Source organism: Bradyrhizobium pachyrhizi (assembly GCF_029714545.1).
In the GTDB taxonomy this organism is placed as follows: domain Bacteria; phylum Pseudomonadota; class Alphaproteobacteria; order Rhizobiales; family Xanthobacteraceae; genus Bradyrhizobium; species Bradyrhizobium pachyrhizi.
This window is the reverse complement of sequence record NZ_CP121667.1, coordinates 3,032,258-3,059,061: the sequence shown is the minus strand read 5'-3', so window position 1 is coordinate 3,059,061 and position 26,804 is coordinate 3,032,258. Positions and strand designations below refer to the sequence as shown.

Below are 26,804 nucleotides of genomic sequence, written 5' to 3'. Positions count from 1 at the left end.
GGGACTCTCCGCAGGCTCGCTCGTGGAGACTCCCCCTCACCCGAAATTCGCGCTGCGCGCAAATTTCGACCTCTCCCCGCAAGCGGGGCGAGGTGAACACAGCGCGGCATCCCGTCAGCATTTGTACCCCTAGCGATCCTTCATGGTCGGATCGAGCACGACACGCAAGGACTCCCCGAGCGCATTGAACGCCAGGGAGACGACGAGAATGGCAAGGCCCGGCGCATACATCTGCTCCGGGGCGATTTCCATGTATTGATAGGCGCGCGCCAGCATGGCGCCCCAGCTCGGGTCCGGCGGCTGGATGCCGAGGCCGAGGAACGACAGGCTCGCTTCGGCCAGCAGCGCAGCGGCGAGCAAGAGCGTCACCTGCACGATGACCGGCTGCAGCGTGTTCGGCAGCACGTGGCGCCACAGCACATGCCAGGTCGGCGCGCCAAATCCCCTGGAGGCATCGACATAGAGCTCCTGCCGCACGATCAGCGTGCGGGCGCGGACGATGCGCGCCAGCGCCGGAAACATCGTGATGCCGACCGCGATCATGCCGTTGGTGAGCCCGATGCCGAGCGCGCCGGTGACGGCGATCGCCAGCACGATGGCGGGGAACGACAGGAAGGTGTCGATGATGCGGCTTATGATGTCGTCGATCCAGCCGCCGAAATAGCCGGCGATGAGGCCGACCGGCAGCCCGATCAGGACCGCGACGCCGACCGCAAGCAGGCTGGCATAGACGGTGGCCGGAGCGCCGTAGATCAAACGCGAGAAGATGTCGCGACCGAGATCGTCGGTGCCGAGCAGATGGGCCGGCCCCGGCGGCGCCAGCATGTTGTTGACGTCCTGCGCGGTCGGCGCATAGGGCGCGATCCAGGGCGCGCCGATTGCGACGACGACGAGCACCACGAGCACCAGAATCGACAGCGCGGCGCGGAGGTCGCCGGCGAGCCAGCGCACAAAGCGCCGCAGCCGCGTCGGCCGCGCCGGTGCCTTCAGGGGAGCGAGCGCCATGTCGGTCATTGCTCGATCCTCGGATCGACCGCGGCGCACAGCAAATCGGTGATCAGGTTCACCGCGATGACAACGACCACCATGGTGAAGACGACGCCCTGCACGATCGGGAAATCGCGCTGGATCGCGCCGCGCACGATCAGGCTGCCCAGACCGGGAATGGCGAACACCGCCTCGATCACCACGGTCGCCGCCAGCATGCGGTTGACTAAAAGGCTGATGATGGTGAGCAGATTGACGCCGACATTCTTCAGGCCGTGTTGCCAGAGGATGCGGGACATCGACAGCCCCTTGGCATGCAGGGTGCGGACATATTGCGACGACAGCACCTCCAGCAGCGCCCCGCGCAGCTGGCGCGCGACCTCGGCCATGCCGTAGGCCGCGATCGCGATGCCAGGCAGCAGCGCATGCCTGATCGCATCGACCGGCGAGGCGCTGAAGGATTTTGCGCCGGTCGCCGGCAGCCAGTTCAGCTTCAACGAGAATTCCGCCACCAGGATCATCGCGAGCCAGAAGCCGGGCACCGCGACGCCGAGCGACGCCAGCATGCTGATCAGTTTGTCGATCCAGCCGTTCGGCTTGATCGCGGCCATCACGCCCATCGGGATGCCCGTGACCAGCGCCAGCGCCAGCGCGATCACGACGATCAGCAGCGTGTTCGGAAACGCGCGCCCGATCGAGTCCGCGACCTTCTCGCCGGTTAATAGCGATTGCGAGAGATCGCCTTGCGCGACATTGCCTAGCCAGGCGCCATATTGCACCAGGAACGGGCGATCGAGACCGTAGATCTTTCTGATCTCGGTGATCCGTGCGTCGGTCGCGTTGTCGCCCGCCAGCGTCACGGCGATGTCGCCGGGCACCAGCTTGAGCAGCGCGAACACCATGAAGGTCGCGAGCAGGATCACGGGCAGCGCCTGCACGAGGCGGCTGCCGACGACCCTGACCGGTGACCGTCGCGCCATCGCCTAACTCCCGAGCCAGACGTCGTCGTATTTCGGCTTGCCGAGCAGGTTCGGCCGATAGCCCTGCACCTTCTTGTTCATGGCGACCAGCTCGAACTGGAACGCCAGCGGCGCGACGAAGGCGTTCTCCATCGCCAGCCGTTGCACGGTGGAGAACGCCTTGCGCCTGGTGTCGATGTCCTCCGAGGCGCGCGATTCCTTGATCGCGGCCTCGAGCTCGGCCGGCACCGGCGCGCGGCCGCCATTGTAATAGGCGTCCTTGGTGAACATCAGCGAATAGGTCAGGCTCGGGTCGGGCCGGCCGGTCCAGGCCGAGAGCAACCCGGCGCCCTTCTTCTCCGGACCGAAGAAGGCAGCAGAGGCCTCCGCGACCGGGGCGTTGACGAAGCGCGCGTTGATGCCGGCCTTGCGCAATTGCTCGATCAGGATCTCCTGACGCTGCACCGAATCCTGGTCCGGATAGCCGCCGAACTCGATCTGGGTGCCCTCCTTGAAGCCGGCCTCGGCGAGCAGCTTGCGTGCCTTGTCGGGATCGTAGGGATAGAGCTTTGCGACCTCGGCGTCATAGGCCCAATGCGCCTTCGGCAGGTTCATGTAGGCCGGCTCGGCGAGGCCGGCGAGCGCGGCCTTGACGAAGGATTCGCGGTCGATCGCGAAATTCAGCGCCTGGCGGACCTTGATATTGTCGAACGGCGGCTTCGCCCAGTTCAGGAAGATCTGGAACACGTACAGCGTCGGGCCATGCACCACCTTGACGCTGGAGGCGCGCTCGATGATCACCTTCTGCCGCGGCGGCAGCTGGTAGATCAGGTCGTTCTGACCAGCGGTGACCGAGCGGGCACCGGTGGTGAGCTCGGGAATGATCGAGATCTCGATGCCGTCGGGAAGCGGCCGTTCCGGCTTCCAGTATTTCTCGTTGCGCTTGACCACGATCTTCTCGCCGTCGGCCCAGCTGACGAACGAATAGGCGCCGGCGCCGACCGGCTTGCGCGTCACGACGCCGCCCTCGGCCGCCTTCAGCGCCGTCGGCGACACCACCATGCCGGCGCGGTCGGAGAGGATCCCGGGCAGCGCGGTATCGGGTGTCTTCAGCTTCAACGTCACCTGCTGCGGGCCAGTGACCTCGACCGCGGCGACCGAGAGCAGGTCGGCCTTGATGTTCGACTTCGCATCGCTGCGGTTGCGCTCGAGATTGAACTTGACGGCTTCCGCATCGAGCGGCGTGCCGTCATGGAAGGTGACGCCGGCGCGGATGTTGAGCACCAGCGTGGTGGGGTCGGTGAACTTCCAGCTTTCGGCAAGGCCGGGCTTCGGCTTCAGCGTGTCGAACTCCCACTCAGTCAGCGTGTCGTACATCGTGAACAGGAAGGCGTGGTCGGAGCCGGCGCCGCCGGTCGCGGGATCCAGGCTCGACGGATTGGCCGGCGCCGAAATGCGCAAGGTGCCGCCCTTCTTCGGCGCCCCTTCCGCGAAGGCGCGGCCGCCGAGCGTGGTGGTGGCGAGCGCGCCTGAGATCAGCGCCATGGCCTCGCGTCGTGTCGTCATCGTCATGGCGTCATCCTCCGGTGTTCGAAAAATTCGGGCGGTCGGCGAAATGGCAGGCCACCCAGTGATCGGGCTTCAGCTCGCGCCACTCCGGCACACGCTCGGTGCAGAGCGGTTGCGCATGCGGGCAGCGGGTGCGGAAGCGGCAACCCGAGGGCGGATCGATCGGGCTCGGCACCTCGCCCTGCAAGACGATGCGGCTCTCCTGCCGCATCGTGGATGGCAGCGGCCGCGGCTCGGCCGACAGCAGCGCGATCGTGTAGGGATGCAGCGGCCGCTCGGCGACCTCTTCGGTCGGACCGAGCTCGACGAACTGGCCGAGATACATCACCGCAACGCGCTCGCTGATGTGCGAGACAACGGCGAGATCATGGGTGATGAAGACGTAGGTCAGCCCGAGATCGCGCTGCAGATCGGCAAACAGATTGAGCACGTCGCCGCGGATCGACATGTCGAGCGCGGCCACCACCTCGTCGCAGACGATCAGTTTGGGTTTGAGCGTCAGCGCGCGCGCGATCACGACGCGCTGCTTCTGGCCGCCGGACAGCTGATGCGGGTAGCGCGCGCCGAATTCCTGCGGCAGGCCGACGCGCTCGAGCGCCTGCCGTGCCTGCCGTTCGCGCTCGGCACGGCTGCCGACACGTGCGAGCTCCAGCGGTTCCAGCACCGAGGCCAGAATGGTCATGCGCGGATTCAGCGCGGCGTTCGGGTCCTGGAAGATGATCTGATAGTCGCGGCGATGGTTTTGAAACTCCCGGCGCGGCAGCGCCAGCGGATCGATGCCGTCATGCAGGATGGCACCGGCGCTGGGATTGAGCAGGAACACCAGCGCGCGGCCGATCGTGGTCTTGCCCGATCCGGACTCCCCGATGATGCCAAAGGTCTCGCCGCGGCGGACGTCGAAATTGACGCCGTCGACCGCCTTCACGGTGGCGCGGCGGTCCGAGGTCTGGAAGCGGACCTGAAGGTCGCGCACCGAGACGATGGCGTCGCGGCGGGGCTCGGCACCGGCTGTGGTCATTGCGTCGCGACCTTCGCAGCAACCGGCGCCGAGGGCGGATGCAGCGCGCCCGGCAGATTGAGCTCGGCAAAGCGCCAGCAGCGCACTCTTCTGCCGCCGCCGGCGTCCTGCAGCTTCTGCTCGGCCTCGCAACCCTTCACCGCATGCGCGCAGCGGGCCCGGAAGCGGCAACCGTTCGGCATCTCCGCGATCGACGGCACCCGGCCCGGGATCGACGGCAGCCGGCCGTGGCGCGGGCTCAAATGCGGCAGCGAGCGCAACAGTCCCGACGTATAGGGATGCAGCGGCCGCACCAGCGCCTCGTCGACGGTGGCGTCCTCGATCACCTCGCCGGCATACATCGTGATCATCCGCGTGCAGGCCTCGGCGACGACGCCGAGATCGTGGGTGATCAGCATCAGCGCGGTCTTCGAGGTCTCGCTGATGTCGCGCAGCAGCTCGAGGATCTGCGCCTGCACGGTGACGTCGAGCGCGGTGGTCGGCTCGTCCGCGATCAAAAGCTGCGGCCCGCAGATCAAACTCGCCGCGATCATCACGCGCTGGCGCATGCCGCCGGAGAGCTGATGCGGATAGTCGTCGATCCGCCGCTCGGGCGAGGCGATGCCGACCCGGCGGAGCATCTCCAGCGTTTTGGCGCGTGCCTCCTCATGGGAAACGTCGGTATGGACGCGCAACGTCTCGGCGATCTGGTGGCCGACGGTGAAGACCGGGTCGAGCGCGCTCATCGGCTCCTGGAAGATCATCGCGACCCGCTTGCCCCGGATCGCGCGCATCTGTCGCGCGCTGCAGGAGGCGAGATCGACGCCGTCGAACAGGATCTTGCCGTCGAGGCCGGCAAAATTGCCCGGCAACAGCCGCAGGATCGACAGGCCGGTGATGGTCTTGCCGCAGCCGCTCTCGCCGACGATACCGACGCGCTCGCCGGGCGCGATGTCGAAGTCGATGCGGCGCGTCGCCTGCCAGACGCCTTGCGCGGTCTTGAAGCGGATGCCGAGCCCCCGCACGGACAGCAGCGGCCGCGCGCCGTCGCGCGCCCCCTCCACCCTGCGCTGTGCCGGCTGGCCTGCCTCCATCAGCCCGCCGCCCGCTTCTTTTCTTTCACCAGCTGCTCCTCCATCAGCATCTCGGTGCCGATGATGCCCTCGCGGGTGAGCTCATCGAGCTCGGCGTCGGAGAGCCCGAGCATGCCGCCGAGGATCTCGCGGTTATGCTCGCCGAGCGTCGGCGGCACCGAGCGGATCGCGAACGGCGCATCACTCTCGCGAAACGGCATCGACGGCTGCGGATGTCGTCCGATGAACGCGCGGTCGACCTGCTGGATGAAGCCGCGAGCGTGGAGCTGCGGATCCTCCAGGAGATCGATCGGCAGCCGCGCCACGCCGGAGGCGACACCTTCGGTCTGCAGCGCGGTCATCGCCGCATCGGCATCGCGCGCCGCGGTCCAGGCCGTGATCGCAGCCTCGATCTCGGCCTCGATGGCGCGGCGGCCCCCGGCCGTCTTGAGCGCCTCGTCCGCTGCCCAGTCCTCGCGGCCGAGCAGCCGCGCGAGCTTTGGCCACATCGCGTCGTCGGACACCGCGACGACGATCCAGTTGTCTTCGCCGGCGCAGCGAAAGCAGCCATGCGGCACGAAATCGGGATGGCGGTTGCCGTATTTGGTCGGCGGCCTGCCACTGGTCGAATGCGCCACGATCCAGGGCGCGGCGAACGGCATCATGCATTCGATCTGCGCCAGATCGATGAACTGCCCCTGCCCGGTCAGTTTGGCGTGGATCAGCGCGGTCAGCACCGCGGCGGCGCCGTTAAGCCCGCCCACGGCGTCGCCGAACGCGGTATGGCTCATGACCGGCGGACCATCGGGATCGCCGACCACGCTGGGCAGGCCGGAGCCCTGCTCCAGCGTCGAGCCGTAAGCGCGGCAATCGCGGTGCACGCTGCCGGCGCCGAACGCCGACATCGACATCATCACCAGCTTGGGATTGATCTCGCTCAGCACGTCGTAGCCGAGGCCGAGCTTGGGCAGCACCTCGACCGAATAATTGTCGACCACGAGGTCGGCATCGGCGAGCAGGCGCTTCGCCAATTCAAGCCCCTTCGGCCGGGTCAGATCGAGCGTGATGCCGCACTTGTTGCGGTTCATGATGCAGTAGCGCACCGACTTCTCGTACATCTGCTCCAGCACATAGGCCGGACGGCGGTCGACGCCGCGCCACCAGTCCGGATACTGGGTCGCCTCGATCTTGATGACGTCGGCGCCGAGATCGGCGAGCGTGCGGGTGCAGATCGGCCCGGCCCAGCCCATCGAAAAGTCGACGACGCGGATGCCCTCGAGCGGCAAGCGATCGGTTGCGGCGGGACTGGGCGTCGGCACGCGCGGCGCCGCCTCGCGCCTCGCCTGCTGCTCGCCGAGATCAGGCACCCGGCCGCCATGCAGCGGCGGCGTTGCGGTCAGACGCTGCATGGTGCCGGCGGAAAAGCCGGTCTCGTCGCCGACGGTGATCGGGACGATGGCGCCGCGGGCGCGCTTCTCCTCGTCGGCGATGAGATCGGAGATCTCCGGCACCGGCACGATCGGAATCTTGCGCCTGAGGCCTTCGGCAAACCACTCCTGCGCGGTGCGCTGCTTCAGCTTCGGCAATATCCTGCCTTCGATCTCCGCGACATGGCGCAGCCGGTCGACCCCCATGACCAGCGTCGGATCGTCGCGCAGCTCGTTGAGCCCGAGCATCTCGCAGAACGCGCGCCATTGCGCCGGGGTCACCGTGGTGACGCCGAGCCAGCCCTGCTTGGTCTCGTAGATGCCGACCGGAAAGGTCGGCCAGAACCGGTTGACGCCGATCCGCCGCATGATGTCGCCGCGCTGGAACGCCTCGAACATGATGTATTCGGTGACGGCGATAGAGGCCTCGAACAGGCTGAGATGGTTTTCCCGCCCGCGCCCGTCCTGCATACGGCCGAGCACCGACGAGGCGGCGGCGATGAAACCCCACAGCCCGCCCAGAATGCCGATCTGGAAATCCGGCGCGTGCATCGGCGGCCCCTGCTCCGGACCGACCAGCTTCACCAGTCCGGTCAGCGCGCGGATCGTGGAGTCCGTCGCCGCGAAATTGGCGTAGGGACCGCGATCGCCGAACCAGGCGAGGTCGAGATGGATCAGGCCAGGATTATCCCGCTTGATCGCGTCGAGATCGATCTCGGGACAATCCGCCGCGGCGATGCCGCGCCCGTCGAGCAAGATGTCGCAGCCGACAATCAGCTCCCGCAAGCGCGATGCCGCGCCCGCATCGCCCGTGTCGAGCACGACACTCGACTTGTTGAAGTTGAGAAACGCAAACCACGCGCTCCGGCCTTTGGGCGTCAGCGGCGCGGTGCGGCGAAGCGGATCGCCGTGCGGCGGCTCGACCTTCTGCACATCGGCGCCGAAATCGGCAAACAGCCGCGCGCAATAGCTCGTCGCCGCAGCACTTCCGATCTCGACAATCCGCAGATGCGACAACGCGCCCATCAGGCTTCCTCGCGACACATGACCAGCCGGTGACAGCGGCTGATTCAGTTTTTTTGTTGAATGAACTTGAAGCCGCGCGACGAGTGTGATGCAAGTGGAATTTTCTTCCGCTTGACGGAATTAGCGAGCGTATGACCGAAGTTGCTGCTCGGCGCGAAGCGAAGATTGTGCAGCTAATTGCAGGTGAGCTGCGCTTCGAACCAGTGTTGCACTGAGTTCGACAGTCGCGGCCATGCGCGCAAGACATGCGCGTATGAGGCAGCGCCCGCGCGGGTGATGCCGCGCAGTTCCTGCTCAATGGCGGGAAGATCAACACCGAGGCACCGGCCGGCCTTGGCGACGGTGCGACCATCGACCACAAGCTCTGACATCAGCGACGCATTGCCGCGTGCGAACAGCAGGTCGAGCGGATCGGCATCGAGAATCTGATCACGCTCGAGGCGGTCGAGATCGATGCTGACGAAATCGGCCGGCGCACCGACCGCGAGCTCGCCGGTGCCCGGCGCGCCGGTGGCGCGGCGGCCGTTGCGGATCGCGAGCGTGAAGAATTCCTGAGCAGTCCATGTACGCTTGAAGCCGAGACCACCGTGCATCATCTGCACCAGCCGCATCTCGCGCAGCACGTCGTCATCCTCATCGAGCGCGAGGCCATCGACGCCGACCGCGATTGCACAGCCGCAGCCGTGCGCGGCCGCGATCGGCGCCAGCCCGGAGCGCAGATGCAGATTGGAGGAGAAATTGGTGACAATGCGCGCACCCGACGCCGCGATCATCTCGAGCTCGTCAGGCCGAGCGTGGATGCAATGCGCAAGCGTCAACCGCTCCGAGAGGAAACCGATGTCGCAGAGATAGCGGACGATGCCGCCGGGGAAATACCGGTCGGCCCAGGCGCGCTGGTAGGTCGTCTCGAGCAGATGCATATGGATACGACGGCCGGTCCGCGCCGAATTTTCCGCGACGGCCTCCAGCAGCGGCTTCGAGCACCACTGCACGCCGGCCGGCCCGAGCTGGACGTCGACCTTCGGCCCGCCAATCGCCGCAGCGATCGCGTCGGTCAGCTCGATATAGGCCTGCGGCGACATCGGGGCGCGCACGAACAGCTGTTCGGTCGTCTTGCGGTCATCGGCCGGAAGACATGACAGCACCGCTTCGCTGTCGCCATAGACAATCGGGTTCTGGTCGCGCACGGCGATGGCAAAGGCGATGCGGATGCCGACATCGCCGGCGGCGCGCGCGATCGCCCTGGCTTCATCGAGCAACGGCATGGTGCCGCTCGGGCGGGTGTAGTGCACCATCATGGCGGCGCAGCCGGCCTGCGCTGCGCGGGCAAACGCCGAGGCCGCGGTGAGATACGGATCGACCGGCGTGCCGACCACCGTGCGCAGGATCCAGCTCTCCAGGGGCATGCCGACCGCGCCGAAGCTCGAGGCCTGCGGGCGGGCGTGGTCGTGGGCGTTGACGAAAGCGGGGAGGATGAGGGAACGCGGGCCTGTCGCCGGGCGCGCGGTTTCGGAAATATCGGCGATGATGCCGGCGTCGTGACGGAGCAGGACGTCATTGCGGATCTCGAGGTCAGAAGCGGAGAACAGACGGGTTGCCGTGACGTCCATCGACCTTCTCCGCTTGGTCGTCGTTGCGAGCTCAGCGAAGCAATCCCCCTCTCCGCTAGGGGAAAGCTGGATTGCTTCTTCGCTTCGCTCCTCGCAATGACGCGTAACCTCAATTCGCCGTATACACCAACTCCCGCTCCGCGCGCGGCGGCAGGAATTCCCGCGAAAACACCTCGGCGGGGGCCGGCGTGCGGGCGAGCTGGTAGCCTTCGACGATGAAGCCGATGGCGCGGGCCATGCGGTCGTCCTCGACGTCGCCGATGCCGATGTCCTTCATCTCCGGCGAGACGATCAGCTTCTCGAAGGAATATTGCAGGCGGCGCTTCTCGACATCGACATTGATCAGATTGTCGTAGTTCAGCGCCGCCTTCATGGCGGCGTTCTGGTCCTTGGCGACCGCGATCGCGCCCTTGTTGATGGCGCGCACGAGGCCGGCCACCGCCTTCGGGTTCGACGCGATCAGCTTGCGCGAGACCATCACGCCGTTGGAATAGAGGTCGAGCCCGTAATCGCCGAACGAGAACCATTTGAAGTCCTTGTCGGGGTCCTGGCGGTTCAGCACCAAATTGAAATAGCTTGTGATGTTGAACACCAGCGCGGCGTCGATGTCGCCCTTGATCAGCATCGGCTCCTGCAGGTTCGGCGCCATGTTGGAGACCTTGATCTTCTCGCCGTCGAGCCCGTTCTTGTGCACGAACACCGGCAACAACCGCGTGGTCGGCGTACCCTGCGCGCCGCCGAGCGTATGGCCCTCGAAATCCTTGATCGACTTGATGCCGCTCGAGTTCTTGGCGACGATCGCGAACGGCGGCTGGTTCCACATCATGTAGACCATGATCGGCGCATCCTGCGGCTTGGTCGCGGCGTTCTGGATGATCGCGTTGACGTCGCCGAAGCCGGCGTCATAGGCGCCCGACATGATGCGCGTCACGGTCGCGCCGGAGCCCTCGCCCTGGTCGATCACGACATTGAGGCCCTCTTCTTTGAAGTAGCCGTTGTCCTTGGCGTAGAAGAACGCGGCGTCCGAGCCTTGCGTCTTCCAGCCCAGCGTGAACTTGATGGTGGTGTCCTCGGCGCGCGCGGGACCGGCGACCAGGGCCAATCCCAACAGCGCGGCGCTTATCTTTCTCAGCATCGAGATCTCCTTAAGCTTCATTGCTTGACGGTTGACGAAGTGTCTCAAGTGGCGATGACATTGTCCTTGCGCGTCGCCCAGCCGGTGACCTGGCCCTCGATCAGCGAGAACAGGACGTAGAGCGCAACGCCGAGACCGGCGAGCACGAACAGCCCGGCGAACACTAGCGGCACGTTGAAATTGGAGGACGCCGTCATCATGACGTTGCCGATGCCGCGGTTCGACGCGACGGTTTCCGACAGCACCGCACCGACGAAGGCGTAGGAGACCGCGACCTTCAGCGAGGCGAAGAAGAACGGCATCGTGCGCGGCAGCCCGACATTCCACAGGATGTCGAACTTGCTGGCGCCGAGCGCCTTCAGCACGTCCTCGAGCTCGGGTTCGGTGGTGGCAAGACCGGTGGCGATGTTGACGACGATCGGGAAGAAGCAGATCGACAGCGAGGTCAACACCGCCGGCACGGTGCCGGAGCCGAACCACAGCACGAAGATCGGCACCACGGCGACCTTCGGGATCGACGAGAAGCCGACCAGCAGCGGATAACAGGTGTCGTAGGCGGTTTTTGACACCCCGATCACGGCACCGAGCGCCAAGCCGAGCGCCACGCCGAGCACGAAGCCGATCATGGTGGTGACCAGGGTCTGCACGATGTGCGGCCACAGGATCGGGAATTTCTCGAACAGCGTGACGAAGATCTGCGACGGCCGCGGCAACACGAGGTCCGACATCCCCGTCATCAGGCAGAACAATTCCCAGGCGACGAAGAACAGCACGATCAGCGCCGCGGACCAGGCCTTCTGCCTGATGTCTGACGTGGACATGGTCAGGCTCCCTCTCGCGCCGCGGTGCGCGCATCGACGATGAAGGCGCGGAGCTTCTGGTTGAGCGCGACGAAGTCGGGCTCGAAGGTCATCGCCACGGTACGCGGACGGGCGAAATCGACCCTGGAGTCGTCGAGGATGCGGCCGGGCCGCGCGCTCATCACGCAGATGCGGCTGGCGAGGAAGCCGGCCTCGCGCAGATCATGGGTGACCAGCAGCACGGTCGGCCTGTGGGTCATCCAGAGCTGCTGGAGGATTCCCCACAGCTCCTCGCGGGTGAACTGGTCGAGCGCGCCGAACGGCTCGTCGAGCAGCAGCATGCGCGGCTCGTGGATCAGCGCGCGGCACAGATTGGCGCGCTGGAGCATGCCGCCGGAGAGCTGCCACGGATAGCGGCCGCCGAATCCCTTCAGCCCGACCTGCTCGAGCAGCGCATTGGCCTTGTCGCGGAACTCGGTCTTGCGCAGCTTGCGGAATTGCGAGCGGAACGGCTCGACGATCTTCAGCGGCAGCATGACGTTCTTTTCGATCGTCATCCACGGCAGCATGGTCGGGTTCTGGAACGCCATACCGACGCGCATCGCGCGCGCCGCGACCTCGCGGCCGCCGACGATGACGACGCCGGTGGTCGGCCGCGCCAGGCCACTGACCAGCCGCAGGATGGTGGACTTGCCGCAGCCGGACGGGCCGACCAGCGCGACGAACTCGCCCTCGGCGATCCGCAGCGTGGTTGTCGACAGTGCCGGCACGGCGCGGGCGCCGCGGCCGAAGGTCACGGAGGCGTCCGACAGCTCGATCGCGGTCGGCGCGGATCCGGCGGCCATCGGCTCGCCGGCAAATTCGGAGTTTGGTTGCATGCGCATCACGGGCAAAGTGCATGCAAACTGGATGCCAGCGGCCGCCGCGTTGAAAATCAAGGGGATCGCGCATTCCGCGCCCAAATGGCCGGATTCCTTTTGGGCAATCCGTGGCTCAAACTGCATGCAATTCGAGCGCCCGATTGCTTTGGCGGTATGATAAAGAGGCGTTCGAAGCAGCTTCGAGAGGGATTCGCGGCAATGGCGGGGCGCGCCGACAGCGGCAAGACGGCTGAATCGTCAGACAAGGTCAGCGTGATCTGCCGCGCGCTGCGGCGCGCGATCATCGAGCAGGCGCTGGAGCCCGGCGCCAAGCTGCCCGAGGATTCCCTCGGCGAGCGCTTCGGCGTCAGCCGCACCATCGCACGGCATGCGCTCGGGCAATTGGCGGCGGAAGGCCTGGTCGAGCTGCGCCGCAACCGCATCGCCGTGGTGGCGACGCCGAGCTGGCAGGAGGCGCGCGATGCCTTCGACATCCGCATCGAGCTCGAGCGGCTGGTGGTGCGGCAGCTCGCGGGCAAGCTGACCAAGGCGCAGATCGCCGAGCTCACAGCCCATGTCGACGCCGAGGATCGGGCCCGCGACGGCAGCGACGCGGTGTCGATCCGGCTCGCCACCGAATTCCACATCCTGCTCGCCCAGATGACGAACAGTCCGATCCTGGTGCGCTATGTCAGCGAGGTCGCCTACCGCTGCTGCCTGACGCTGTCGCTCTACAGCCGGCCGCATTCATCGGAATGCGCGATCAACGAGCACCGCGCGATCATCGCCGCGCTGGCGAAAGGCGACGTCGACAAGGTGATGGGGCTGATGCACAGCCACCTGGATTCCGTGGCGACCCGCGCGCTGGTCGCGCCAAGCCCGCGGCGCGGGCGCGATCTGCTGGATATTCTGGCGCCCTATGCCGACGAGGCGAGCGGCGAAAAGATGGTGAAGCTGCCGAAGGCGGCGCGGCGCTGATGCTCTCACCTCGCCCCGCCTGCGGGGAGAGGTCGGATCGCAGATGCGATCCGGGTGATGGGGTACAGGTCTATCCGCGGCCGATACTCGCGGATGCAGCCCCTCACCCCGACCCTCTAAGAGCGAGCTTCGCTCGTCTCGACCCCGCAAGAGCGGGGCGAGGGAGAACTGGCACCGCTCCCTACGCCTCGATCCCCCGCTGCACCAAAATCCGCTCGGCGCTGTCGTTCCAGACGTCCATCTTGACGATCTGCCCGTCCCGCACCACGAAGCGGTCGACATAGCGGTTGCCTTCGAACGGCGTGCCGTCGGTCCATTCGCCGTAGAGCGTGCCGACGCTGTAGACGACGGTCTCGTCCGTGCCAGGGCAGACATCGAAGCGGTCCATCTTCTTCTTCACCCAGCGATAGCGCTTCGCATTGAAGCCGGTCGGCCCGCGCGGATGGTCGAATTCGCGCCCGCCGGTGAAGGTGATCACCGTGCCCGGCTTCATATGGGCCGCGGCCGCATCCGGATCCGGGATCATCGACGCCGTCAGATAAGCCTCGACGATCTCGGCGTCGGACATCGGGCGGGCATCGGCTTTGGCGGGTGCGGACATGGGGGGCCTCCGGAGATAATCAGGACTCTACAATCTGACCACCAAAGTGTATGCATATTTTTTAGACAATCGAACCATAGAACTGCACACAATCTGGTGCTGCTGGTTCCCTGCCCTTCCGCTAGGCTCAGACCATCCTGATGTTTCCTGACCGATGATCGCGACACCTGCCTTCGACCTGGTCTTCCGCAATGCCGTGACGCGCAGCTCTGCCGCCGCGGTCGATATCGGCATCGCCGGCGGCAGGATTGCCGCGATCGCGCCGCGCCTCGTGTGCGAGGCGGTCGACGTCGACCTCAACGGCCGGCTGGCGTTGCCCGGCTTCGTCGACACCCATATCCATCTCGACAAGGCCTGCCTGCTCGGCCGCTGCGGCCACGATCACGCCAGCCTCGGCGAGGCGATCCGCGCGGTGTCGGCGATGAAGCGCGACTTCACGGTCGAGGATGTCTATGCGCGTGGCGGCAGGGTGATCGAGCGCGCGATCACGGCGGGCACCACGCGGATGCGGACGCATGTCGAGATCGACCCGAGGATCGGGCTGCGCGGCTTCGAGGCAGTCAAGGCCTTGAAACGCGACTATGCCTGGGCGCTCGACCTCTCGCTTTGCGCCTTTCCGCAGGAGGGCCTGACCAACGATCCCGGGGCCGACGAGCTCTTGGTCGCAGCGCTGCACGACGGTGCCGAGGCGGTCGGCGGCTGCCCCTATGTCGACTGCGATCCGAACGCGCATATCGCGCGCATCTTCGACCTCGCGCAGGAGTTCGACGTCGATGTCGACCTGCATCTCGATTTCGACCTCGATCCCTCCTGGTGGCACATGGAGGAGGTCTGCCGGCAGACCGAGCGGCGCAACTATCACGGGCGCGTTGCGATCGGGCATGCGACCAAACTTTCCGCGCTGCCGCCCGAGCGGCTGAAGGCGGCGAGCGCGCGCCTCGCCGAGGCCGGCGTTGCGGTCACCGTGCTGCCGGCGACCGATCTCTATCTGATGGGACGCGACGCCACCCATAATGCGCCGCGCGGGCTGACCGCCGCGCACCGGCTCGTCGCCGATGGCGTGCTGTGCTCGGTCGCGACCAACAATGTGCAGAATCCCTTCACCCCGTTCGGCGATGCATCGCTGCTGCGCATGGCCAATCTCTACGCCAATGCGGCGCATGCCGGGATCGGCGAGTTCGACGCCTGCCTCGATCTCGTCACCGACCTGCCGGCGCGGCTGATGAACCTGAAGGACTACGGCATCACGGTCGGCAATCCCGCCGACATCGTCGTGCTCGACACCGACAGCGGAACCAACGCGATCGCCGAGCTGCCCGACGTGCTGATGGGCTTCAAGCGCGGCCGCAAGACGTTCGAACGGCAGCGGCCGACGCTGTTCCGGCCTGACACAGGATTCTCCCCGTCACCCTGAGGAGCCGCGAAGCGGCGTCTCGAAGGGTCACGGTTTGTGCATACGTTCCCTCCCCGTCATTGCGAGCGTAGCGAAGCAATCCATCGCACCACTCGGGGATTGGTTCGTCGCTTCAGCGCAAAATTGCTTTGCAATTTTGTCGCGAGCTCCTCGCAATGACGGGGCTGCATTGTCGCCTTGCCCTGGCGCGAATTGACGTCTTCGCCGATCCGTTGTTGGTACTTCCCAACAGCAACAAACAACCCGGGCAGGAAGCCATGAGCAAATCCACCACAATCAAAAGCGTCGAGACGCTCGCCTGCGATGCCGGCTGGCGGAATTATCACTTCGTCAAGGTGACGACCACGGACGGGCTGGTCGGATGGAGCGAATATGACGAGGGCTTCGGCGCGCCCGGCGTGACGGCGGCGATCGAGCGGCTGTCGGCGCGGGTGGTCGGCAAGAACGCGTTCGAGCACGAGCGGATCTATGTCGAGCTGTTCGCCGCGACGCGCCCCGCCGCCGGCGGTGTGGTGGCGCTGGCGCTCGGAGCGATCGAGAACGCGCTGCTCGACGTCAAGGCCAAGGCGCTCGGCGTGCCCTGCTACGACCTGCTCGGCGGCAAGATCCGCGACCGGGTGCGGGTGTACTGGTCGCATTGCGCGACCTGGCGCATCAATCATCCCGACTGGTACAAGCCGGCGATCACTGATCTCGACGGCGTCAAGGCGATCGGGGCCGAGGTGCGCGAGAAGAAATTCACGGCGATGAAGACCAACATCTTCGTCTACACCGACGGCAAGCCGCAAGGCTGGCGCCCCGGCTTCGGCTCGCCGTTCCAGCCCGAGATCAATATCGATCGCACCGTGCTGCGCAATCTCTGCATGCATCTGGAGGCGATCCGCGACGGCGCGGGGCCGGATGTCGATCTTCTGCTCGACCTCAACTTCAACGCCAAGACCGAGGGCTATCTCAAGATCCTGCGCGCCATCGAGAAGATGGACATGTTCTGGGTCGAGATCGACACCTTCAACCCGCAGGCGCTCGGCTATATCCGCCGCCAGAGCCCGCACCCGATCTCGTCCTGCGAGACGCTGCTCGGCCTGCGCGAATTCCTGCCCTATTTCACCGAGCAGGCGATGGATGTCGCGATCATCGATACGCCCTGGAACGGGGTCTGGCAGTCGATGAAGATCGCCGCCGCCGCCGAGCATTTCGAGGTCAACGTCGCGCCGCATAATTTCTACGGCCACCTCTGCACCATGATGAACGCGCATTTCTGCGCCGCGGTGCCGAACCTGCGGATCATGGAGACCGACATCGATCGGCTGGCCTGGGACCACGAGCTGTTCACCCACGTGCCTGAATTCGTCGACGGCCATCTCGTGATCCCGGATCGGCCGGGCTGGGGCACCGAGCCGAACGAGGAAGGCCTGCGCGCGCATCCGCCGAAGAACAAGGGCGGGCTGTTGAATTATGGATTGAAGAAGTAGGTCTCTCTACACCGTAGTCCCAACTATCGCGACCTCAATTATCCTCCCGCACGGCCGTGAACGCGCTGTCGATCACGTCGCCGATCGGCTGCCAGGCATTGCCGTCGAACTGCACCAGGCGCATCTGCTTGATCGGGCGGAAGTCTTTCGGGCCGGTATTGATCACGATCCCGGGCAGCGCGATCGGGCTCTGGTAGTCCTTCAGCGACGCCGCCTGCCGCATGATGTTCTCGCGCGACAGATCGTCGCCGCACTGGCGCAGCACCTGCATCAGCGTGTCCGCGGCGGCGTAGCCGAACACGGCGTAGATGTCGTCCTTGTCGCCGTCGGGATAATACTTGTCCATGAAGGCGAGCCACGCCTTGATCTGCGGATCGTCCTTCCAGGAGGCATCGCCGGCATCCTTGAGGAACGAGGTCGAGATCACGCCGAGCGAATTCTGCAGACCTGCTGGCCGCAAGGCGCTGGCGATCGAAGCCGACGCATTGTCGAGGATGAACACCGGATGCCAGTCTAGGTCCGCGGCGACGCGGATCGCGCGCGCCGCGATCGCCGGCGCGCCGTCGAACACCAGGATGTCGGCGCCGGAGTTCTTCAGGATTCCGATCTGGTTCTGGATCGCGGTCTCCGACGCGTCGAAGGCGAGATCGGCGACGATCATCCCGGCGGTGTCGCCGAGCCCCTCCTGCAATCCCTTGAATAGGTCGCGACCGAACTGATCGTTCTGCCAGAGCACCGCGATCTTGCGGGAGGGATAGGCCGCCTGGATGTAATTGGCGTAGATCCGCCCCTCGGCGCGGAAGGTCGGCTGCCAGCCCATGGTCCAGGGAAAGGTCACAGGATGCGCCCACGCCTCGTCGCCGGAAGCGACGAACAGCTGCGGGACCTTGTTCTCGTTGAGGTACTTCCGGACCGCGAGATTGCTCGGCGTGCCGAACGAGCCGAACATCAACAGCACGCCCTGCTTCTCGACGAGATCGCGGGTCTGCTCCATCGCGATCTTCGGATTGGAACTGTCATCGACCGAGACGAACCTGACCTTGCGGCCGTTGATGCCGCCATGCTCGTTGACCATGTCGAAATAGGCCGCCTCCGCCCGCCCGATGGTCGCGAACGCCGCGAGCGGCCCGGTATAGGGCATGACGTTGCCGATGCGGATCTCGTTGCCGGCCGCCGTCTGCGCCTGCTGCGCGCGCAACGGCGCCGCCGCAAGGACAGCTGCGAGGACGAGGGATATCGAAAGCGCAGTTTGTCTTTTTGTTTGCATCAACATCGCCACAAACGCCGGTAGCGGGCCGGCGCTCCTCCCGAGCGAGCGGAGTTTATCGCCCAAGCCAATGCCGGAAAAATGAAATGTTGATGGCGGAGGCCGGCCTCAGCGCAATGTTATGTCGAGCCAGCCCAGCGGGTTGACCGCGACGCGGTCGCCGCTGTCGACCAGGACGGTCGTGGTTTCGGCCTCAATGATCGCGGGACCGGCCAGCGAATGGCCCGGCCTGAGATCGTCGAGCGCGTAGACCGGCACCTCGCGCCAGGCACCGAACCAGGCCTGCCGCTTGCCGCGCGGCGCGCAAGGTGCATCCGAGCTGGCCTTTCCGGCATCAACGCTGCCGCGCGCCACCTTGCCGACCGCGGCGACGCGGGCGTTGACGAACACCACCTCCTGCCCGCGCGAGGCATAGGTGTAGAGCTCTTCGTGGCGGCGATGGAAGCGCTCCTCGATCTGCGCCACCAGGTCCGCGGCGCCGAGATCGAGGTCGCCGAGCGGCACGTCGATCTCGAACACCTGCTCGCCGTAGCGCATCTCGGCCGAACGCTCGATGGCGATGTCGCCCTTGAACCAGTCGCGCAGCCGCCCCGCGGCCTGCTGTTCTAACCCTTCGAACAGCGCCCGGACTTCGTCGGCGGAAATCCGGCCGGTGCCGTAATGAGTGCGGCTGACCTCGTAGCGCAGATCGCTGGTCAGCATGCCCCAGGCCGATAGGACGGAGGCGACCGTCGGCACGATGATACGCTTGATCTCAAGCTCGCGCGCGACCTCGGCGGCGTGCATGCCGGCGGCGCCGCCGAAGCTGAGCAGCGCGAATTTGCGGGGATCGACGCCGCGACGCAGCGTCATCAGGCGGATGCCGTCGGCCATTTTCAGATTGATCATCTTGTAGATGCCGGCGGCGGCCTCGATCCGCGACAGCTCGAGCGCTGCGGCGATACGATCGACCGCAGCCTCCGACGCTGCGCGATCGAGCGGGCGCGCGCCGCCCATGAAGGCGGCGGCATCGAGATAGCCGAGCACGACATTGGCATCGGTGACGGTAGCAGCCGTGCCGCCATTGCCGTAGCAGGCCGGGCCCGGCACCGAGCCCGCGCTCTCCGGCCCGACCCGCAGCGTGCGGCCGCCGTCGACGCTCGCGATCGAGCCGCCGCCGGCGGCGATGCTGGCGATGTCGAGGCTGCGCAGCGCGATGCGCTGGCCGGCGAGCATGCCGTCCGCCGACAGCGAGGCCTGGCCATCAGCGATCAGCGAAATATCGGTCGAGGTGCCACCCATGTCGAACGGCACGAGATCGGGAATCCCCAGAAGATCCGCGCAGCGGCGGCTGCCGGAGATGCCGCCGGCCGGTCCCGACAGCACGGTGCCCGCGGCGAGCCGCGAGGCCTCCTCCACCGGCGCCATGCCGCCATGCGACAGCACCACGAACAGCGAGCCTTTGAAACCCGCCTCATGCAGGCTGCGCTCCAGATTGGTGAGATAGCGCCGCACCGTCGGCGCGACATAGGCGTTCACGATCGTGGTCGAAACGCGCTCGTATTCCTTGATCTGCGGCAGCACGTCGCTCGAGCGCGACACGCTGACGTCGGGCAGCTCCTTCGCCAGCTGCTCGACGGCGGCAAGCTCATGTGCCGGGTTGAGATAGGCGTGCAGAAAGCAGACCGCGACGGAATTCGCACCCGAACGTTTCACCTCGGCGATGACGTCGCCGAGCGCGGCGGCATCGAGCGCAACCGCGGCGCTGCCGTCGGCCTTCAGCCGCTCGCGCACGCCAAAGCGACGCTCGCGCGGCACCAGCGGCTCGGGCGGCGGCGTGCGCAGATCGTAGCGGTCCGGCTTCAGCCCCTCGCGCATCTCGACGACATCGCGGTGTCCGTCGGTGGTCAAGAGCGCAACCTTCGCGCCCTTGCGCTCGAGCAGCGCATTGGTCGCGACCGTCGTGCCGTGCACCAGGCGATCGGTCGCGGCGAGCATCGCTGCGCGCGTCACGCCGAGGCGGCGCGCCAGCTCTTCCAGTCCCGCCATGACGCCGATCGACTGATCGGCCGGCGTGGACGGCGATTTCGCGAAAACGGTTCGCCCGGTTTGATCCGTCGCAACCAGGTCGGTGTAAGTGCCGCCGACGTCGACCCCAATCGTGTACATCGCTGCCTACACCGCTTTCGAAACCAAACCTTGCGCAAGATCGCGCGCCCGCGCTTCCGCCGAGCGCTTCTCTGGCGGCCCCCAGCCGCCGCCGCCGGAAGAGCGGATCTCGAGGCAATCGCCGGGGCACAGCTCGATGCCGACTTCCTTGGTCTTCAGCACGCGCGGCGCGCGGCCTTCCGAGAGCAGCCGGTAATGATGCGGCTCGCCGTCCTTGCCGCCGAGCATGCCGCAGGGACCATGGCGCGCGCCATCACCGGCGGTGTTGCCCTTGGCAGGCTTTTGCGTCTCCAGCACCATGTCGAGCGCGACGCCAAGGCCGCCGCGATGCTGGCCGTCGCCGCCGGAATCCGGCCGGAATTCGTGCTGGCGGAAATGTAGGGGAAAGCGCACTTCGGCAACCTCGATGCTGCCGAATTTCAGCCCGCCGACCGAGTGCCACTCGCCGATCGACGAATAGCCGTCGCCGCCGGGCGAGGCGCCGCCGCCGGGCCGGGCCTGGAACATGTGCCAGATGAAATTGCGTCCGGTGCGCGGATCCTCACCCTGGATCGCGATGCGGAAGCGGCGCCCCCAGCCGCCCATCACGCGATCCGGACAGGACGCCGACATCGCCTTGATGATGGCTTCGACGATCTCGTTGGAGGGATGGCTGGTGCACAAGGTGACGGGACGGCCGGGATCGGCCCAGACAATCGTGCCCTGCTTCGCCACCACCTTCAGCGGCCGCAGCGCGCCGGTGTTCTTGGGAATGTCGGCGTCGATCAGATAGGCGAAGGCCATCGCGACCGCTGCCTGCATGTTGGCGTGCGAGGAATTGACGAAGCTGGTCGACTGCGGATCGGAGCCGGTGAGATCGACCTCGATGTCGCTGCCCTTCTTGGTCACCTTGGCGGCGATCTTGATGTCGGTGCGGCCGTGGCCGTCATCGTCGAGCAGGGCTTCGCCGTAGAACACGCCGTCCTTCCAGGTCGACACCACGGCGCGGGTCTGCTGCTCGGTCGCGTCCAGAATCGCCTCGATCGCGGCTTCGACCGTGTCCGCGCCGAATTCGCTGAACAGTTTCGAGACGCGGCGTTCGCCGAGATGCGCGGCCCCGAGCATTGCCGCGAGGTCGCCGCGGAATTCCCTGGGATTGCGGATGTTGAGCGCCAGCAAGTCGAGCAGATCCTCGCGCGGCTTGCCGGCCTCGTAGAGCTTGATCGGCGGAATGCGAATGCCTTCCTGATAGATCTCGGTGGCGGCCGGATTGTAGGCGCCGTGGGTGGCGCCGCCGATGTCGCTCTGATGCGCGCGTACGATGGTCCAGAGCAGCCGCTTGCCGCCATCGAATACCGGCACGAATGCGGTCAGGTCAGGCAGATGGCTGCCGCCCTGATAGGGATCGTTGAGCAGGATGACGTCGCCGGGCGCGACATCCTTGAAGCGCTCCTCGACCGCCAGCGTCGCCCAGGGCAAGGCGCCGACATGAACTGGAATGTGGTCCGCCTGCGCGATCAGCCGCCCGTCGGTGTCGCAGATCGCCAGCGAAAAATCGCGGCTGGAATTGAGGATCTGCGAATAGGAAGTGCGAAGCATGGCTTCGCCCATCTCCTTCACGATCGACGACAGGCGGTGCTGGACGACGGAGCGGGTGATCGGATCGATCTTGGCGGACATCTTGGCCTTCTTGGCGCGAGCGACTTGCGCAGGGAGGATCGAGGAACCGGTCGACCGGAACCGGAATTCCCTCTTATAGCCAGTGGCTTGCCGATCGCAAATCGGCTGGCTCGGCCGAAACGGATCATTCCATCGATCAGCAAGTCGTGATTGACGAGAATCTTCGCCCCCGCGACGGAATAGAACTCACGCTGCTGCGTCCCACCCATGCAAGCCGGCCCCCGAGGCCGGACCGTTCGGCTTTCCCGACAACTCCCAGGGTGAACGCAAATGCCTCCTCGATTCCTCAAGTTCGGACTCGCCCCGCTCGGCGCGTCCGTCGCGCTCGCCCTCGCCGCCGCGGCGGCCGCATTCGCGCATGACGACCATCATCCGGCGCAGGGCGCGCAGACCGCAGAGGAGAGCGCCTTCCTCGCCGAAAACGATACCGCGATGACCAAGATGATGAATGACATGGCGGCCAAGCCGAGCGGCGATATCGATCGCGACTTCGTCGCGATGATGACGCCGCATCATCAGGGCGCGATCGACATGGCCGTGATCGAGCTCCGCTACGGCAAGAACGAGCAGCTGCGCCGGATCGCGCAGGAAATCATCGTCGAGCAGCGGCAGGAGATCGACGCCATGAAGCTCGCGATCGGAGACCCGGTTACGGCGTCCGTGCCGGCCCCGACGCAGCAGAGCCCGGCGCCCGCCGCTCACGATCATATGAACATGTCCCACGGAATGAAGAACTAGGAATTTCGAGCGATGAACCGTCAAATCCTCAAGAGCCTGCTGGCCACGACCGTGCTGGCGATGTCGAGCCCTGCTTTCGCCGGACAGGCGCCGGGCGCTGCGTCCTCGCCCGACATTCCGGTCAGCCATCACGATCGCGTCTACGCCGCCGAGCAGTTCTCCAACACGGTGTCGGTTACCGACCCGGCCGACAACAAGCTGCTCGGCGTGATCCGGCTCGGCGACCCGCAGCCGGGCAATTTCAGCCCGCTCTACAAGGGCCAGGTGCTGGTCCACGGCATGGGCTATTCGCCCGACCACCGCACCCTCGCGGTGGTCTCGATCGGTTCGAACTCGGTGAGCTTCATCGACACGGCAACCAACTCGGTCAAGCACGTCACCTATATCGGGCGGTCACCGCACGAGGCGTTCTTCACGCCCGACGGCAAGGAAGTATGGGTCACGGTGCGCGGCGAGAATTACATCTCGGTCATCGACGCGCAGAGCTTCAAGGAAACGACGCGCATCGAGGTCCCCGCGGGACCCGGCATGCAGATCTTCTCGCCCGACGGCAAGTACGGCTACATCTGTTCGTCGTTCAATCCGGAGACCGACGTGGTCTCGGTCGCAGACCATCAGATCGTCGCCAAGGTGAAGCAGGAAAGCCCGTTCTGCCCGAACATCGCGGCCTCGCCCGATGGCGACCAGGTCTGGTTCACGCTGAAGGATGTCGGCAGGACGCAGGTGTTCAACGCCAAGCCGCCGTTCAACCTGATCAAGACCATCGACACCGGCCCGATCACCAACCATGTCAATTTCGCGAAGACGCCTAAAGGCACGCTCGCCTATGTCACGATCGGCGGCACCAACGAGGTCAAGGTGTACCGAACCGACGACTTCTCGCAAGTCGCGACCATCCCCGTCGGCAATCTGCCGCACGGCGTCTGGCCGTCCGGCGACGGCACGCGGGTCTATGTCGGTCTCGAAAACGCCGACGCGCTGGCGGCGATCGACACCGCAACCAACAAGGTGATCGCCAACATCCCGATCGGCCAGGCGCCGCAGGCGATCGTCTATGTGCCGAACGCCGCGCCAAATCCGGATGACCGCCAGAACCTGCAAGCCCTCGGCGTCGCCGGCCAGGCGGCTCACCTCGCGCTCGCACCGAAAAAGGAAGCCAAGGGCGAGAAGCCGCCGACCAGCGTATCGCTGTTCGATCAAGGGCTGATCCAGGTGCTGCAGGCTTCCGTGACCGGGCTCGAGCCGAAGCAGCGCTACGTGCTGGGATTGGCCGAACACGCCGACGGTGGCGGCATGGTGGAGCCGCTGGCAGCCTTCATGACCAATCCGGCCGGCTCCGCCATCGTCAACGCGGCCGGTCCGATCCGGCAGATCGTGCAGAGCGCGGCCAAGACCGAGCGGCGTTACCTCGTCATCGCATCCGGCGAGCCGGCGAAACTCGGCGCGGTCGTGCAGGTACAAGCGCCATGAGCGACATGCTGCACCTGGTCGAGCCGCTGATACCAGCCTTGCGGCGTTATGCGCGGGCCCTGGTCCGCGATCACGCCGCGGCCGACGACCTGGTGCAGGACTGCCTGGAACGTGCCGTCATCCACTGGGAGCAGCGGCGGTCGGACAATCCGCGCCCGTGGCTGTTCGCGATCCTGCATAATCTCGCCATCAACCAATTTCGCCGCGCAACGGTGCGCGGCGTTCATGTCGCGATCGACGAAACCAACGAGGATGCATTCGGTCAGGAAGCGGCGCAGGAGCACAAGGTGATGTATCGCGACGTCATGGCGAAGCTCGCCAGGCTTCCGCATGACCAACGTGCGGTGCTGCTGCTCGTCGGCGTCGAGGATTTGTCCTACGCCGATGCCGCGAAGGTGCTCGGCGTGCCTGTTGGCACGGTGATGTCCCGCCTCGCGCGCGCCCGCGAGCGGCTGCACCACGAACTGGAGGAGACGCCGGGCGACCTGGATCATAATATCGTGCAATTGCGGAACAAGACATGAGCAACCGACCCATTACAGAAGACGATCTGCATGCCTATGTCGATCGCGCGCTCGAGCCGGAACGCGAGGCTGATGTCCGCGTCTATCTGGACAAGCATCCGGACGTGGCCAAGCGCATCGCCGCCTACTCCGATGAGCGTAACCTTTTGCGATCGGTGCTGCTGCCGATCGCCGAGGAGCCACTGCCGCCGCGGCTCAACCTCGCCAGGATGATCGAGAGCCCACGCCGCCGCCCCTCGTCGTTGCGCTGGGCCATCGCAGCGATGCTGATGCTCTCGCTCGGCGGCCTCGGCGGATGGGTGATCCGTGGCGCGACACAGGCACCGGTCGGCGGAATTGTGGCGCTCGCCGAGGAGGCCAGCGATTCCTACAGAGTGTACGCCTCCGATCGCACGCGGCCGGTCGAGCTGCGCGACAGCACCGAGCTTGTGCAATGGGTCTCCAACCGGTTGCATCAACCGGTGAAGCTGCCAGATCTCACCAAGTCGGGATATCGTTTGATGGGCGGACGGGTAGTGCCGACCGCACATGGTCCTGCGGCCATGTTCATGTACGACGACGATCGCGGCGAGCGGCTTGTGGTTCTCACCCGCCCGATGACGTCGGACAAGAACGCACCGATGGCGCCGCATTCGGGCAGTGACGTCGCGGGCTTCTCGTGGGCTGACGGCGGTACGGGCTACAGTCTCGTGGGACCCGGCCCATCCGAACAGCTGAAGCCGCTCGCCAACGAGATTCGCAAGCAGGCGCAGACGACGATCTGATCGGAACGGAACGCTAGGGCCTGGTGTAGATCAGGAACAGCACGGTCCCGATCGCCAGCGCGCCGGCGATGAACAGCAGCACCGCGGGCAGCCCGAACAGCGCCGCGACGCCCGCGGTGCTCGATTGCAGTAGCGCTGCGCCAAGGAAGAACGCGAGGTTGACCGAGGACAGCGCCTTGCCGGTGTTCTGCGCGGCGACAAGCTGGCGCGTCATGCCGTAAATCAGCGGCTGCGCCGAGGTCGCGAGCCCGATCAGGATCAACAGCACCAGGTCATATTGCGTCGGCATCACGGCAACGCCGAAGAGGTTCGAGACCGGGAAATGCGGCGCACCGGCCGCCATCAAGACGAGCAGCAGCGCGGCGATGGCGTGCGTCACCGCCACCATGGCGCGGCGGTGCCCGAACTTGCGATCGAAGGCGCCGATGCAGGCCGGGCCGACGATCATCGCCAGCGTGAACAGGCCGAGCACATTGCCGGCCTCGATCCGGCTCAGCCCCTTCTCGTCCATCAGCCACGGGCCACCCCACAAGCCGCGCAAGGTCAGCGACGCGCCGAGCGACACCAGCGACAGCGCGATCAGGCCGCGCAGCCCGCGCGACATGCCGAGCCGCAGCACCTCGGCCATCTGGTGCAGCGGCGAGGAATCATCCGCATGCGCCGCCGGCTGCCGCGGCACCAGCGCGAACACCGCGATCAGCACGACAATGCCGAAACCGGCCGAAACCCAGAAACCGGCGCGCCAGCCGAACTGATCGACCACGAACGCCAGCGGGCTTGCCGACAGCAGCATGCCGATATTGCCGATCGAGAGGATCAGGCCGGACCACAGGCCGAACTTCGCCGCCGACATCTGCTTCGCCGCGAGCGTCATCGGGCACATCAGCATGCCCGAAGTGGCTACGCCGAGCATCAATTGCCCGAGCACAAAGCTCGCGGGCCCCGTCGCCAGCGCAGAGACGAGCGTTCCGACCACGGTACCGGCGAGCAGGCTCAGCGACACCGGCCGCACGCCGAAGCGATCCATCGCGGCGCCGACCGGGATTTGCGAGGCGGCAAAGGAGAAATGATAGATCGAGGTGAGGCTCGCGAGCGCCTGCGGCGAGGTGCCGAAATCCGACGCCATCAGATCGAGGCTGATCGCCGGGATGGTCCGCAGCAGCGTCGACAGCATGTGGCCGGAGGCCAATGCCAGAAGTGCAAGCACCAGGGCGCGGAACCCGATCCCCGCCTCTTCCTTCGTCACCACGCCGTCCACGAATCGCCTCTTCCCCGAGCGGTTTGGCGACGGGCGTAACATTATTGGGCAGCGCGTGCCAACTTCGG

23 protein-coding genes are annotated in these 26,804 nt (G+C 66.1%); 8 read left to right on the top strand and 15 right to left on the bottom strand.

Annotated elements, in window-relative coordinates; all coding sequences use genetic code 11:
- Positions 1-129 precede the first annotated feature (129 nt).
- From QA639_RS14160 to QA639_RS14115, 10 genes are all read right to left on the bottom strand, one after another.
- A complete protein-coding gene (locus QA639_RS14160) occupies positions 130-1,014 on the bottom strand; it encodes an ABC transporter permease (protein WP_050385158.1) in 885 nt (294 codons plus the stop codon).
- Positions 1,011-1,967 (bottom strand): ABC transporter permease, encoded by a 957-nt coding sequence (locus QA639_RS14155; protein ID WP_157345736.1) that lies wholly within the window; start codon positions 1,965-1,967, stop codon positions 1,011-1,013. Before QA639_RS14155 ends, QA639_RS14160 begins: the two co-directional genes overlap by 4 nt.
- A 3-nt stretch (positions 1,968-1,970) precedes the next feature.
- Positions 1,971-3,518: an ABC transporter substrate-binding protein gene (locus QA639_RS14150; RefSeq protein ID WP_283090089.1), complete on the bottom strand. Its 1,548-nt coding sequence runs from the start codon at positions 3,516-3,518 to the stop codon at positions 1,971-1,973.
- 4 nt (positions 3,519-3,522) lie between these two features.
- Positions 3,523-4,533 carry an ABC transporter ATP-binding protein gene (locus tag QA639_RS14145; RefSeq protein ID WP_283090088.1) on the bottom strand — a complete coding sequence of 337 codons (1,011 nt, stop codon included), beginning with the start codon at positions 4,531-4,533 and terminating at the stop codon, positions 3,523-3,525.
- Positions 4,530-5,606 (bottom strand): ABC transporter ATP-binding protein, encoded by a 1,077-nt coding sequence (locus QA639_RS14140; protein WP_283090087.1) that lies wholly within the window; start codon positions 5,604-5,606, stop codon positions 4,530-4,532. Before QA639_RS14140 ends, QA639_RS14145 begins: the two co-directional genes overlap by 4 nt.
- Positions 5,606-8,038 carry a CaiB/BaiF CoA transferase family protein gene (locus QA639_RS14135; RefSeq protein WP_283090086.1) on the bottom strand — a complete coding sequence of 811 codons (2,433 nt, stop codon included), beginning with the start codon at positions 8,036-8,038 and terminating at the stop codon, positions 5,606-5,608. Before QA639_RS14135 ends, QA639_RS14140 begins: the two co-directional genes overlap by 1 nt.
- 173 nt (positions 8,039-8,211) lie before the next feature.
- Positions 8,212-9,648 (bottom strand): amidohydrolase family protein, encoded by a 1,437-nt coding sequence (locus QA639_RS14130; RefSeq protein ID WP_283090085.1) that lies wholly within the window; start codon positions 9,646-9,648, stop codon positions 8,212-8,214.
- A gap of 109 nt (positions 9,649-9,757) precedes the next feature.
- A complete protein-coding gene (locus tag QA639_RS14125; RefSeq protein ID WP_283090084.1) occupies positions 9,758-10,783 on the bottom strand; it encodes an ABC transporter substrate-binding protein in 1,026 nt (341 codons plus the stop codon).
- Between the two features lie 44 nt (positions 10,784-10,827).
- Positions 10,828-11,604, bottom strand: a complete 777-nt coding sequence (locus tag QA639_RS14120) for an ABC transporter permease (protein ID WP_028334397.1) — start codon at positions 11,602-11,604, stop codon at positions 10,828-10,830.
- 2 nt (positions 11,605-11,606) lie between these two features.
- Positions 11,607-12,461: an ABC transporter ATP-binding protein gene (locus tag QA639_RS14115; RefSeq protein ID WP_283090083.1), complete on the bottom strand. Its 855-nt coding sequence runs from the start codon at positions 12,459-12,461 to the stop codon at positions 11,607-11,609.
- On the opposite strand from QA639_RS14115, the gene QA639_RS14110 reads away from it, so the two are divergent.
- Positions 12,460-12,621: a hypothetical protein gene (locus tag QA639_RS14110; protein ID WP_283090082.1), complete on the top strand. Its 162-nt coding sequence runs from the start codon at positions 12,460-12,462 to the stop codon at positions 12,619-12,621. The genes QA639_RS14115 and QA639_RS14110 overlap by 2 nt on opposite strands.
- Before the next feature lie 41 nt (positions 12,622-12,662).
- Positions 12,663-13,421 carry a GntR family transcriptional regulator gene (locus QA639_RS14105; protein WP_283090081.1) on the top strand — a complete coding sequence of 253 codons (759 nt, stop codon included), beginning with the start codon at positions 12,663-12,665 and terminating at the stop codon, positions 13,419-13,421.
- Positions 13,422-13,602: 181 nt separating this feature from the next.
- Here the strand turns inward: QA639_RS14105 and QA639_RS14100 are convergent, their stop codons facing one another.
- Positions 13,603-14,022 (bottom strand): nuclear transport factor 2-like protein, encoded by a 420-nt coding sequence (locus tag QA639_RS14100; protein WP_283090080.1) that lies wholly within the window; start codon positions 14,020-14,022, stop codon positions 13,603-13,605.
- A 154-nt stretch (positions 14,023-14,176) separates the two neighbouring features.
- Here QA639_RS14100 and QA639_RS14095 point away from each other — a divergent pair, with 154 nt between their 5' ends.
- The gene (locus QA639_RS14095) at positions 14,177-15,436 is read left to right on the top strand and encodes an amidohydrolase family protein (RefSeq protein WP_028334401.1); all 1,260 of its coding nucleotides are present in this window, start codon (positions 14,177-14,179) and stop codon (positions 15,434-15,436) included.
- A 257-nt stretch (positions 15,437-15,693) separates the two neighbouring features.
- Positions 15,694-16,908 (top strand): mandelate racemase/muconate lactonizing enzyme family protein, encoded by a 1,215-nt coding sequence (locus tag QA639_RS14090; protein ID WP_028334402.1) that lies wholly within the window; start codon positions 15,694-15,696, stop codon positions 16,906-16,908.
- A 34-nt stretch (positions 16,909-16,942) separates the two neighbouring features.
- Here QA639_RS14090 and QA639_RS14085 read toward each other — a convergent pair whose 3' ends face one another.
- The 3 genes from QA639_RS14085 to QA639_RS14075 form a co-directional block, all read right to left on the bottom strand.
- Entirely contained in the window at positions 16,943-18,175 is a 1,233-nt protein-coding gene (locus QA639_RS14085; protein ID WP_050387286.1) for an ABC transporter substrate-binding protein, read from the bottom strand.
- Positions 18,176-18,283: 108 nt separating this feature from the next.
- Positions 18,284-20,323, bottom strand: a complete 2,040-nt coding sequence (locus tag QA639_RS14080) for a hydantoinase/oxoprolinase family protein (RefSeq protein WP_283090079.1) — start codon at positions 20,321-20,323, stop codon at positions 18,284-18,286.
- 6 nt (positions 20,324-20,329) lie between these two features.
- On the bottom strand, positions 20,330-21,982 hold the full coding sequence (locus QA639_RS14075; protein ID WP_283090078.1) for a hydantoinase B/oxoprolinase family protein: 1,653 nt from the start codon (positions 21,980-21,982) through the stop codon (positions 20,330-20,332).
- A gap of 270 nt (positions 21,983-22,252) precedes the next feature.
- Between QA639_RS14075 and QA639_RS14070 the strand changes: the two genes are divergently transcribed.
- The 4 genes from QA639_RS14070 to QA639_RS14055 are packed head-to-tail and all read left to right on the top strand — an operon-like array spanning position 22,253 to position 25,478.
- The gene (locus QA639_RS14070; RefSeq protein ID WP_283090077.1) at positions 22,253-22,720 is read left to right on the top strand and encodes a DUF305 domain-containing protein; all 468 of its coding nucleotides are present in this window, start codon (positions 22,253-22,255) and stop codon (positions 22,718-22,720) included.
- Positions 22,721-22,732: 12 nt separating this feature from the next.
- Positions 22,733-24,190, top strand: a complete 1,458-nt coding sequence (locus QA639_RS14065; protein ID WP_157345703.1) for a YncE family protein — start codon at positions 22,733-22,735, stop codon at positions 24,188-24,190.
- Complete coding sequence (locus QA639_RS14060) at positions 24,187-24,714, top strand: RNA polymerase sigma factor (RefSeq protein WP_157345701.1); 528 nt, start codon at positions 24,187-24,189, stop codon at positions 24,712-24,714. The genes QA639_RS14065 and QA639_RS14060 overlap by 4 nt, the downstream gene beginning before the upstream one ends.
- Positions 24,711-25,478, top strand: coding sequence for an anti-sigma factor family protein (locus tag QA639_RS14055; protein ID WP_283090076.1), 768 nt, complete (start codon positions 24,711-24,713; stop codon positions 25,476-25,478). The genes QA639_RS14060 and QA639_RS14055 overlap by 4 nt, the downstream gene beginning before the upstream one ends.
- A 13-nt stretch (positions 25,479-25,491) precedes the next feature.
- Here QA639_RS14055 and QA639_RS14050 read toward each other — a convergent pair whose 3' ends face one another.
- The gene (locus QA639_RS14050; protein WP_283090581.1) at positions 25,492-26,727 is read right to left on the bottom strand and encodes an MFS transporter; all 1,236 of its coding nucleotides are present in this window, start codon (positions 26,725-26,727) and stop codon (positions 25,492-25,494) included.
- Between the last annotated feature and the right edge of the window lie 77 nt (positions 26,728-26,804).